Source organism: Desulfofustis glycolicus DSM 9705 (assembly GCF_900130015.1).
GTDB lineage: Bacteria > Desulfobacterota > Desulfobulbia > Desulfobulbales > Desulfocapsaceae > Desulfofustis > Desulfofustis glycolicus.
Genome location: NZ_FQXS01000023.1, coordinates 1 through 12,136 on the forward strand (window position 1 = coordinate 1; position 12,136 = coordinate 12,136).

Genomic DNA, 12,136 nt, shown 5'->3' on the forward strand with positions numbered 1-12,136 from the left:
GGAACTTTCTCTTCTTTCCTTCACTCATCTTTTCCTGTTCCTCGGGATTGCGTCTAGCTTAAACTACTGTCTTAAAACTGGGGTCCACTATACTAAAACAGCAGTTGCAACGATTGTTCCCTGCTGAGTAAGTGATAGATCAATGCCATAGGCATTGGCGACAAACATGGCAGCAACTGCCTGGTACAGGGCGGTTCCATCCATATTTATGGTCAGTGCCATAGGAAGGGTGAAACCTGAAACTTTGGGTGAGACGCCGAGGTGTTTTTGCGCCCGCATAGAAAAAGGGAATGCGGCAGCGGCGCTGCAGGTGGATAATCCAACCAATGCCGGTTCCAAGGTTTTCTTCAAGAAAACGAGCGGAGAAATGCGAGCGATAAATGTAACTATCAATGTGTAGGAAACGAAAATGTGAATCAGACTGGCGATCAGTGCGGCCACAATAAGTTTTGCCATTGGCATCAGGATATCCAATCCAAATTTTCCTGTTGTCCAAGCGATAAGAGCAAACACTCCATAAGGTGCGAAACTGATAACGATATCGGAAACCTTGAACATCACTTCCGCGAGACTCTGGAAGAAATTCGCTACCGGTTTGCCCTGATCTCCGGCCATGGACAGGCCTGCCCCGAAAAACAGTGCGAAAATGATGATCTGCAATACATTTCCATTTGCGAGTGCTTCCATTGGGTTCATCGGAAACATGCTGACAATCATCTCCGCTGGACCAACTGATTCTGGCGCCTGGAAGGTATTGAGTTCGCCCAATGAAAGTGACGTTCCGGGTTGGAGGATATTGGCAACGAGTAACCCTACGCACACTGCCAAGGTGGTTGTCACCATAAAATAGACAAGCGTACTTATACCTGTCATTCCCAGATTCTTGATATTCCCTGTGCTGACTACGCCTGTTATTAGTGTTGAGAGAATGAGAGGGACTACAATTAATCTGAGACAGCGAATGAAAATGTCACCAACAGGCTTCAAATACGCTGCTTTTTCCCCAAGGATTAGACCGGCTAGTACGCCAAGGACCAGACCTATCAGTATCTTGTGATAAAGCTTCACCGTGTATTACCTCCATTTTTGCAATGTGGTGATGAACGTGATTTCACTTTTTGCACTAATAAAACGATGGCACCGTAGTATGAACAACAGTGCCATCGTTGCTACCTAAACGTGTCGAGATATGCGTACAGAGCCGGAGAACCGCCTGTATGCAAAAACATTACGTTTGTTCCTGGCGAAAAATAATCATTGCGAACCAGGTCAATCATTCCTGCCATAGCTTTGCCTGAGTAAACAGGATCAAGCAGAATGGATTCGGTCCGGGCCAGCAATTTCACTGCCTCAATCATGCTGTCAGTAGGCAGCGAATAGCCGGCACCGACATAATTGTCGAAGCAGGTAATCTGATCCGCAGGTATCTTTTCCCTGACGCCGAGTCGCTTTGCTGTCTCTACAGCCAGATTGTGAACGATTTCCTCTTGTACTTGTTTCTTTCTGCTGACGTTGATGCCTGCAATTGGTATGTTCGCGTTGGATCCGTACATGCCTACCACCATACCTGCGTGTGTCCCAGCGCTGCCGCTTGGAACAACCAGGTGGTCGATGGAGAGATTTTGAGAAAAAAGCTGGTGTTGAATCTCCAGAGCACAGGCGGCATAACCGGTTGCTCCTATTGCATTTGATGCACCGCCAGGAATGATATACGGTTTTTTACCAGTAGATTTTACTTTTTCAGAGACCTGCTCCATTTCACCAAGCATATCTGAGCCACCTGGTACAACGGTAATGCTCTTGACTCCCATCAACTGAAACAGAAAATGGTTTCCGGAACCGTTTTCCTTGTAGCTGCCGGGGACACGTTCTTCCAGGACAAGGTGGCAATCCATCCCCTCTTTAACCGCCCATGCAAGGGTGAGGCGACAATGGTTTGACTGTACGGCACCGCAGGTGATTATGGTATCTGCCCCTTTTTCCAGGGCATCGGCGATGCAATAGTCGAGTTTCCTTGTCTTGTTGCCACCGGCACAGCCCGGGAGCAAGTCGTCACGTTTGATGAAGAGGTTTATTTTGCCTCCGAGAGCTTTTGAAAAAGTTGGTACGGCCTCGATTGGTGTGGGGTCCTGCACATAGTTTCTTCTGGGGAATTGGGTGAGATTCATTGTCAGTCCTCGCGTGGATTTAGTTGATAAATACGATCGCCTCAATTTCAATGTCTGCTGCCAAGGGCAAAGCCGCTACTTGAAACGCGCTTCGTGCCGGGAAGGGTCTTGCGAAATATTGCTCGTAAACTTTGTTGATTTCCTGGAAGTCACTAATATCGGTAAGGAATACTGTCGTTTTAACTACGTCTTCAAGTCCTGCCCCCGCTGCTTCTATAACCGCTGCAAGGTTCTTGATAGTTTGGTGGGCACGAACTGAAATGGTTCCTTGAGGTATTTGTCCTGTTGATGGATCGATAGGCAATTGCCCCGATGTGAAAAGCAGGTTGCCTACCTTGATTGCTTGAGAATATGGGCCGACCGCGTCCGGAGCACTGTCTGTTTTAATCGCTTTTTTATTCGTCATTTTACCTCCATGTCACTTGTAATAGCTTAATTTGCTGCAGCTATCTTCTGATTAAAAATCTGACGACTGTCGAATGTCGACATTTATTCCATTGTATGCCAGAAGGTGTTAGGGCTGTCAAGAAGAAAAGATATTTTATGCGGTATCGTAGAATATTAATGAATTATACTGGATATATAGATAGAAAAAATGTTGGGAACGGGATACTGTGCTTTGAAGAACTCTGATACTTCGGTAAGATAAACCTCGTTGCAGTTAAGAAACATTCTTCTCCAGAATTTCATTACGCGGGAAAGTGAGTTAAGCTGAGTAATTATGCCTTGTGACACCCAGCTACTGCCATGTGCTACGTTGGTTTGACCTATTTGGTTCATCAAGCTGGACCGATAGGCGGCGAACGTCCTGTCTGCCAACTGCGGGGTGACGGTGATCAGACCGAAAAGCAGCGTTTGCAAGCGATGCCCTTAGCCAGATCTTTGGCCTGAAACTCAAAAAAAGTACGCGCAATCCGGATAAGCCATATAAATCGAGCCATTAGCAAAACAATCTTTTCGCCCAAACTCTGCGTTATGCTCAAAATTTTATCCTCGGAATATCATGTATATGCCTGCGGTAAAATTTTTCGCATGCCTTGATTTTGAACGAAAATCTAAGTTTTGCAAAAGGCTCAAATCGTTTGATATTTCATGCGATACTTGAAAATCATTCTTTCAAAAGTAGCAATAACACTGCAATTGATGCTGGTTACCACAGAGAGGCGCATGCATGATAGATTTGCGGATGCAGGAGTTGTCTGAATGGTTTCAGGCAGCGTTTACCGTCGACTTTTTTTCCGGCGCCGCCGGGGGACGGGTCCGTTATGCGCTGCAGAACAGAGAAGTGGCTCTGGGAGTCGTTGTAGTCGTCACCGGTCGATCGGAATGGCTTGAAAAATATCTGGAAGTGGCGCGTGACCTGCAAAAAAGCGAGTTTGCCGTCTGTCTCTATGACCATTTCGGCCAGGGTGGTTCCGATCGGCCGCTGCCCGACCCGCAGAAGGGGCATATCGACGACTTTTCTTTCTATGTTTCTGATCTGATTACGCTCATTGAGCAGATGACTGCCCGTTATCCGGAGCGACCGGTTGTTGTGCTCGCCCACTCCATGGGCGGTGCCATTGCCATGCTTGCACTGGCCGAGCGGCCGGGGCTGGCCGACGGCCTGATCCTTGTCTCACCGATGCTGCAGATCAATACCGGCTGTCTGTTGCCGCCGCTGCTCGGTGAGGCGCTCGCGGCTCTTATCTGTCGGTTCGGTGGTGGGGGCAGCTACGTCTGGGGCGGCGGTTCGTTTCGGGCGGACCTGCCGTTTGCCGGCAACGATTTAACCGGTGATGCCGAGCGATTTGCCCGAAACCAACAGATGATCGTCGACAGGAGCGAGCTGGCCCTGGGCAGCCCGACGTTTGGCTGGCTGCGTCAGGCGTATCGAGGTATGCGCCGGGCCAGGAGCAGCCATGATAAATTGAATTGTCCGGTTCTGCTGCTTGCTGGTTTGGACGATACGGTGGTCAGAGTGCCGGCGATGTTGTCGTTTTCCCGCCGGCTGCCACGGTGCACAGTAAAACGTTTCGCAGGTGCCCGGCACGAGGTGCTTATGGAGCATGATGAAGTGCGCGGCACGGCGATAGCCGAGATCCTCGGATTTATCGACTCGTTTGGGCAGCCGGCAGACACCGCCAGTTCAGAAGGGACAGACGGGCGACTGAGCAAGAATGGAAAATCGTCTTGACACGTCCCGTGTCGTCTGTTAAGAGCTTGATTCAGCAACAACGATTTTTTTTACCCTTGACGGACTGTACTGCATGAACCACATCCCGACGACAGCCTTGCAGTTTACGATATCCGATGCCGGCACGAAGTGTGCTGTGCTCGTACTCGTGGTCGTGGTGATTGTGATGGTGTGCGGGGCGCCGTAACGGGTAAACGATCACGAGTATCGACCCCCGTCGGCGCCGGCCGGCGGGGGTTTTTTGTTTCTCCCGCCCCGTCTTCGACGAATTATTCAGCCAAGACAGGAGGAGAACCATGGCACATCTCACCGGCGCCCAGTTGACCATCAGACTGCTGGCCAAGCAGGGCATCACCACGATAACCGGCATCCCCGGCGGCTCGATCCTGCCGCTCTACGACGCGCTTTACCGCGAAGGATCAATCCGCCACATCCTCGCCCGCCACGAGCAGGGGGCCGGTTTTATCGCCCAGGGAATGGCTCGTTCCACCGGGCGTCCGGCGGTCTGTTTCGCCACGTCCGGGCCGGGTGCGACCAATATCATCACGGCCATGGCCGATGCCTATCTCGATTCGATACCGGTCGTCTTTATCACCGGTCAGGTGCCGTTGTCGATGATCGGTACGGACGCCTTCCAGGAAGTCGATGTCTACGGTTTGAGCATCCCGATCACCAAGCATAATTACCTGGTGCGCTCTGCAGCCGAACTGCTTGAAGTGATCCCCGAGGCTTTTCACCTGGCCGTCAGCGGCCGGCCGGGACCGATTTTGATCGATATTCCCAAGGATGTGCAGAATGAGTTGATCGAATGTGCTGAACCGTTGCCCGGGGTGTTACCGAAACCGGCTGTCGCACCGTTTGAGCAATGCACACTGGAACAGGCCGTCAGTATGATCGATGCGGCGCAGCGACCGATTCTCTATCTCGGCGGCGGGGTCACCCACGGCAACGCCGGCCAGGTGGCCAGGGAATTTGCCGAAAAAGGGGGACTGCCAACGACGATGACCCTGCTCGGTCTCGGTGTGATTCCGCCGGAGCACGACCTTTATCTCGGGATGCTCGGGATGCATGCGTCGCGCTCCACAAACCTGGCGATGAACGAGTGTGATCTGCTGATCGGCGTCGGTGTTCGCTTCGATGACCGGGCCACCGGCAAGATTGCCGAATTTTGCCCCAAGGCAAAGATCATCCACATCGATATCGATCCCTGCGAGATCAGTAAACTCCGTTCCACCAATCTTGGTTTTGTCGGCGATGTGAAAGATTCCCTGGAGGCACTGCTGCCCTTGATCAGCCACAACGAGCGGCGTGAGTGGGTGCGGCGGATCGGTCGGTTGCGAGCCCAATACCCGTATTTCTGTTCGGAGCAACTTGATTTCACGAGACCGTACGGGATCGTCATGCGCGTTGCCGAAATCATCGGCGATGAAGCGATCGTCACCACTGATGTCGGCAAGCACCAGATGTGGGCGGCCCAGGTCTACCCGCTCAGTCGTACCCGGCAATTGCTGACGTCCGGTGGCCTCGGGACCATGGGATTCGGCCTGCCGGCAGCGATCGGCGCCTCGCTTGCGCATCCGGAGCGGCCGGTGGTCTGTTTTACCGGTGATGGCTCCATCCTGATGAACATTCAGGAGCTGGCGACCGTCGTTGAGCAGCGGGCCACGGTCAAGATCATCCTGCTCAACAACAAATCCCTTGGTCTGGTGCGGCAACAGCAGGGGTTGTTTTACGGCGGTAATCTGATGGCTTCGGTGTTCGAACATAACGTCGACTATCCGGCCATTGCCCGCGGTTTCGGTCTTTCCGCCTATGACGTCACTGACCCTGCGGCCTTGGATGCTACCCTGGTCAGAGCCCTGCAGTCGCCGGGTTCCTGTCTGGTCAATATACCGATTGCCATGGATGAAGACGTTTACCCGATGGTTCCGCCCGGTGCCGCCAACTCAACGATGATAGGAGATCCCCATGTACATGAATGCGCCTAGCCAGGAGGCCTCTCCGGCGTTGACCGGTATCACGGTTCTCGAAATATTGGTCAAGAACCATCCCGGCGTCATGACCCATGTCTGCAGTCTGTTCTCCCGCCGGGCTTACAATCTGGAAGGCATTGCCGTCCTGCCGATCGGCGACGGCACGCTCAGCCGCATCTGGTTGAAGGTGGCGGCGGAAAATCGTCTCGATCAGGTTGTCAAACAACTGGAAAAGCTTCAAGACGTCAGACGGGTCGAGCGGCACGGTAGCTCGCACCCGGTCTTTACCGGCATGGCGGAGCACTTCGATGTTTAACAAAAGCGGGGTCTGGCGAGGCAAATACGCTGTTTAAAGCGAACTTTCCGCCGACATTTGGCCATTCAGGGGTACAGTACGAACAGCATCGCCTGGGAAAACATAAGCCGGCCTGGTCGTTCATTGAAGCCTCCTTCTCGTGACCTTGATAGGTTTCCGAGACAGGAGGCTTCTCTGTATCAGGAACCCGTAAATTTTCGCTCCCTCTCACAAAACCGCAAGGTTCTGCCAAAAATGAGTTTCCGTAGCCAATGATTTGTTCCTGCGCGCGGTCGACAAACCAAAGACAATTGCCCCATCATTGATCAAGCCTGCCGTTAGCAGGAGCATCTCTGTTGCCCATGACCTCGTGATTCCTCGCGAGTGCGCAACGGGCATCCTTTTTCATAAAAAAATCCACCTGTCAGAAAATTGTCAGAAAGTCCGGGTATGCTGTTGGACCGAATCATCAGTGGATTGATAATTTCTTTTGCCATTGATGATTGTTTTGAGCGTCGAACCGATCATGGTTCGCTGCTCGGTTATGTGAAGGGAAAAAAGGGCCTTTCAGAATGAAAAGATACCTGACGATAGTAATCTCGCTAACCCTGTTGTTTTATTCATCCCAATTTCTGTATGCCGGCCACGAGGGACAACTGTATTGGCTGGTCGGAGACGATCAGGAGAACTTCTTTCTCTACAACACGTTCGATCTTTATCAAGGTGCAGAAAATGCAATCGACCAGGCGTGTTTGCAGGCACCGGGCATCGGTACCTTTTCAGGGGAGATAAGAGTCCCATCCTCTCTCAATTTTCCCGCTGAAAAAGCAGGATATTGCCAGAATAACAGACCGCTTGTTCCGGGAACGTTTGACGGCAACCTCTACTACGCCTTCCTTTATTGCAACGGAGATAAAAGAGAGATGATGGACGATAGCAGTTGTGAGGTCCCTTCTGCAGTTTTGGATCTTGAATCAAATCAGGGGCCTCCTTGCCTGGTTGATTAACGGATGTCTTCCCCTGTTAACAGGAAGCCGATAATGAGAAAGTCGTGTCTGCTCCTTGGTTTTCGTGTACTGAAACGGTGTGTACCGGTTCTTGCCGTTCTCACCGTGACAGCCCTTTTCCCAGGACAGACCAAGGCCTCGAGTCAGCCGTATTTGCCCGATCATGGGGTGAATTTTGCTATCGGGAATAAATACGTCGTCGAGACATACCTTGTCATTCAAGGACCCACCGCTCTCTTTGATTTTCAGCGGACCTACAACAGCACCAGCACCGAGAACGGTATTCTTGGGTACGGCTGGTCCTGCTCGCTTACGGATCGACTGAAGATCGATGGCAGCACGATAACACGGGTGCTCTCGACAGGACGGCACATCGCTTATGAGAGCGATGGCGCCGGCGGCTGGGTCAACCAACTCGGAGAAACCAGTAGGATTGTCGGTATCTCGGGCGGCTATGAACTGCAGAAAGCGAACAGATCGCTGCATACCTATGACCAGCAAGGCCGTCTTCTGCAGGTACGGCAGAGAAACGGCCATACGCAGGAATTTCATTACTCCGGTATGCAACTGACGGCAATAACCGATACGTTCGGGAAATCTCTGGGGTTTGCCTACAATGCCGACGGCAAGCTGCACACCCTGACTGGCCCCACAGGCAGTTTTACCTACTCATACCTCGATGATAATCTGGTTGCCGTTGTCCGGCCGGATGGAACTACCAGACACTACCGCTACACCGATGCTAACGATCCGCACAACCTGACCACCATTGATGACGAAGCCGGTATACGCATTACCTCCGTCGGCTATGATAGCCAAGATCGGGTGATTTCTTCCTCGTTGGCCGGTCATCGACACGTTACCATCGGGTATCCGTCGGAACTGTCGCGCACCGTCACGGACGATGGCGGCAATCTGACGACCTACCAGCTGGAGATTATCAACGGTGTTGCCCGCGTTGCCTCCTCAAGTGGTCCCGGCTGTTCGTCCTGCGGCTCGTCGGGAGCCGACAGCAGCTACACCTACACCGGCCGCCAGCAGGTGGCAAGTGTCACCAACGGCAGAGGCTACACAACCACCTACTCCTATGACGGCAACGGCAACAAAGAGGTGGTGAGTGAAGCGGTCGGTACCCCGGAGCAGCGACTTACCACCACTACCTACGATCAAACGACCAACCTGCCGACAACGATAACCCGGGATTCCGTCGGCAACCCAGGTCAGCAGTACCGTATATCAATGACCTATGATACGGATGGTAATCTTCTCACCAGGAGTGAATCCGGTTATGACGGTCTCTCGCCAAGCACCAGGACAACCACTTTTACCTATACCAGTTACGGCCGGGTGGAGACCATAGACGGCCCTCGCACCGATGTTGTCGATGTCACCACGTTTGGCTACTATCCCAATACGGAAGCGTCCGGGCTGAACCGGGGACACCTGCAGACGGTGACAAACGCCCTCGGCCAGACGGTTACCTACGGTGATTACAACGCGTTGGGAAAACCGGAAAGCATTAGGGATGCAAACCAGGTGTCGACCACCCTCACGTACGATGCGTTCGGCCGGGTCACCAGCCGAACCATCGGGGCACGGACCACTGTCTACCACTATGACGCTGCCGGTCGTCTCGATCTTGTCAGCTTGCCGGGTGGCCGTGCCCTTGAGTATCACTACACGCCTGACGGCCTGCTGGACCGCATTGTCGATAGTGGTGGCAACTACCTGAAGTATGAATACGACCCGGTCAGCGGAAACATCGCCAAACGGACCATCCGTGCCGCGGACCATACACTGACCGCCGAGATCAGCTACCAGTACGACGAGTTCGGGCGTTTGCAAAAAGAGATCCATCCGGATGGTGATGGTTCGTTCACCGAGCGAAGCTATGATGAGGCCGGCAACCTCGTCAGTCTGATCAATGAGTTGGGCAGGGAAACGACCTCCGTCTATGACGGGCTGGATCGGCTGACCGCCCTGATCCGACCGGGAGCGGTAACCACCGGGTTTGCCTATGACGTCCATGATAATGAGCGGGAAGTGGTTGACGACAACGGTATCACAACCGTTTTCAGCTACAACGATTTCGGCCGGAAAGTCGAGGAGCAGAGCCCGGATCGGGGCACCATCCTCTTCAGCTACGACGAGGCCGACAATCTCATTGCCAGGACCGACGGCAATCAGGTCACCACCGTCTACGACTACGATGCTCTCAACCGGCTGGTAGCGAAAAGCTATCCCCATCCTCAAAACAATGTCACCTACCATTATGATCAGGGGGTAAACGGTATCGGCAAACTGACCGGCATGACCGACGGCACCGGAACGTCTTCCTATACCTACAACCACCATGGCGAACTGACCGAGGAGATCAGAACCACGCAGGGGTATTCGGCAGTCGTCGGCTACGGATACAACGACCATGGCGAGCTGACCTCACTGACCTACCCGGGAGGCCGGGTTGTGTCCTATATCCGGGATAACGACGGCGCCATCACCAGCGTTGTCGCAACCGATCGGGGAGACAGCGTAACCATTGCCGAAGCCATTGACCACACCCCCTTCGGGCCGTTGACCTCGATGGAGCTGGGAAACAGTTTGCACGTTTCCCGGGCCTATGATCTGCATTATCGGCTGAGCAGCGCTGCCGCCGGAGCAGTGATGCAGCGTAACTATTCCTATCTGGTGACCGGTGAAATCGAGACCATCACCGACACCATTTCCCCGGTCAGTTCTCAGACATTTGCCTACAACGACCTCGGCATGTTGGTGGCGGCCTCCGGCGGATATGGTGAACTTTCCTATACCCTTGACGGGATGGGCAACCGATTGACCAAAACATCCGATAGCGGTGCAGAGACATATAGCTACCGTGCCGGCAGCAATCAGCTTGAACAGATAGGTGGTATCGACCCCGTCCCGCTTTCCTACGACGATGCGGGCAACACGCTGACCAAAGGGAATCTGAACTTTACCTGGGATGACGAGAATCGGCTTGTTGCGGTTACCGATGGCGCTCTGCAGCTCGGTTCCTATGGTTTTGACGGTAACAATCTACGCACCGTGAAAAGCACTGCCAGCGGAACTGAACTCTTTATCTATGACATCGCCGGCAATGTGCTGGCAAAGTTGTCCTCTTCAGGCGCGATACGCGAGGAATACATCTACCTGAACGGTGAACGCTTGGCGGTCTTTGACCATTCGCCTGGCGAAGCAGATCTCCAGCAGGTGATTGCTGCATTGCAGATTGTAAGCGGAAAACCGAACTCGCTGGCGGTAGATGTTACTGGAAACACGATCATAGGTCTGGAAGATGCGATTCAACCGCTTGCCGAAAGTGTCGCCAATAGCGACGTTCAGCTGTACTATTACCTGACGGACCATCTGGGAACAGTGCAGCATGTCGTTGATGAGAATGGTCAGATCGTGTGGGCCGGCGAGTATCTTCCCTTTGGAGAAGTGGTGATCACTGCATCAACAAAGCATAACGATTTTCGGTTTCCCGGCCAGTCTTTTGATGTTGAAACCGGGTTGCATTATAACTGGCACAGATATTACGATCCCGAAACAGGCAGGTATATCTCTGCTGATCCTATTGGGCTTACTGGGTGAATTAATGTGTATGCTTATGTTGGGGGGGATCCGATTAACTGGGTGGATCTTGAGGGGCTTCTTGGATACGCAGACCCAAATTGGGATTATACAAAAGGTGAGAAACATAATTCTGGGCCGATTCTCGACTTCAAAATTCCCGAGAGAGGTCCGTTTGGTAACAGATGTGGAGCAGAAGGATCATATGGAGCGACATGGATTCCAGATATTACTCCCCGGGCGTGCCAAAAACACGATGACTGCTATGATCAATGTGCTAGAAATTGCTCCGGAATGTGGTGCAAGTCAGTGTGCGATTTAAAATTAGGAGTAAGCAATTCTCCATACGGAGGAGCAACCTTGTACTTTGGAAAAGATGCATATGAAAGCGCAAAAGAAAAATATGGTTGTAATGAATGCAAAAAATAAGCTGGATATCAATCTACTGAGAGCATTGTTGATCACCTTTGGTTTTGTGAGCGTTATCGGACTGATATGGTATTCTAACACGTTGAGCAAGGTAACATATATTTGCGGCATTACTTCGTGTATAGCTGCATTTTCTCTCGGTTTCATTAAATTCAGTACGAAAGGCTCTGCTATTCGCACGTTGATCATTATCGTTCTGTCCGCGATAGGAATTTTAGCATCTATGATCAGGATCTATCATGACTCAAACATGCTAAGAGACATTTGGGGTGCTATTCCCCATTTCTTATCACTTTTTCTTTTTGTAGCCGTTTTGGTAATTGTCTTAAGATCAAATAATTAGGTTTTACCTAGGAGACTTTGTTTTATTGTTGAAGGGAAAAGCACTAATCCATTGGCATTCTCTTGTTTTTATCTAACTAGCATCGCGCAGACTAAGGGCCATACTCGCCAGACCGAGAAGGCTGGAGTGTGTCAAGTGGAATATCGCATAA

Annotated in this window: 9 protein-coding genes; 6 read left to right on the forward strand and 3 right to left on the reverse strand. The window is 52.0% G+C overall.

Features of this window, described 5'->3' with window-relative positions; translation table 11 throughout:
- Positions 1-87: 87 nt before the first annotated feature.
- The 3 genes from BUC26_RS16455 to BUC26_RS16465 all read right to left on the reverse strand — a co-directional run bounded on the left by BUC26_RS16455 (position 88) and on the right by BUC26_RS16465 (position 2,574).
- A complete protein-coding gene (locus tag BUC26_RS16455; RefSeq protein ID WP_244155877.1) occupies positions 88-1,068 on the reverse strand; it encodes a dicarboxylate/amino acid:cation symporter in 981 nt (326 codons plus the stop codon).
- Positions 1,069-1,169: 101 nt separating this feature from the next.
- Positions 1,170-2,168, reverse strand: coding sequence for a D-cysteate sulfo-lyase (gene cuyA, locus BUC26_RS16460; RefSeq protein WP_073377730.1), 999 nt, complete (start codon positions 2,166-2,168; stop codon positions 1,170-1,172).
- Between the two features lie 19 nt (positions 2,169-2,187).
- Positions 2,188-2,574, reverse strand: coding sequence for a RidA family protein (locus BUC26_RS16465; RefSeq protein WP_073377732.1), 387 nt, complete (start codon positions 2,572-2,574; stop codon positions 2,188-2,190).
- Positions 2,575-3,339: 765 nt separating this feature from the next.
- Here BUC26_RS16465 and BUC26_RS16470 point away from each other — a divergent pair.
- The 6 genes from BUC26_RS16470 (at position 3,340) to BUC26_RS16500 (ending at position 11,985) form a co-directional block, all read left to right on the forward strand.
- On the forward strand, positions 3,340-4,344 hold the full coding sequence (locus BUC26_RS16470) for an alpha/beta fold hydrolase (RefSeq protein ID WP_073377734.1): 1,005 nt from the start codon (positions 3,340-3,342) through the stop codon (positions 4,342-4,344).
- 296 nt (positions 4,345-4,640) lie between these two features.
- Positions 4,641-6,332: an acetolactate synthase large subunit gene (gene ilvB, locus BUC26_RS16475; RefSeq protein WP_073377736.1), complete on the forward strand. Its 1,692-nt coding sequence runs from the start codon at positions 4,641-4,643 to the stop codon at positions 6,330-6,332.
- A complete protein-coding gene (gene ilvN, locus BUC26_RS16480) occupies positions 6,319-6,633 on the forward strand; it encodes an acetolactate synthase small subunit (protein ID WP_073377856.1) in 315 nt (104 codons plus the stop codon). The genes ilvB and ilvN overlap by 14 nt, the downstream gene beginning before the upstream one ends.
- Before the next feature lie 551 nt (positions 6,634-7,184).
- A complete protein-coding gene (locus tag BUC26_RS16485; RefSeq protein WP_073377737.1) occupies positions 7,185-7,619 on the forward strand; it encodes a hypothetical protein in 435 nt (144 codons plus the stop codon).
- Between the two features lie 33 nt (positions 7,620-7,652).
- Entirely contained in the window at positions 7,653-11,234 is a 3,582-nt protein-coding gene (locus BUC26_RS16490; RefSeq protein ID WP_073377739.1) for an RHS repeat-associated core domain-containing protein, read from the forward strand.
- A gap of 361 nt (positions 11,235-11,595) precedes the next feature.
- Entirely contained in the window at positions 11,596-11,985 is a 390-nt protein-coding gene (locus tag BUC26_RS16500) for a hypothetical protein (RefSeq protein WP_073377743.1), read from the forward strand.
- Positions 11,986-12,136: the final 151 nt, after the last annotated feature.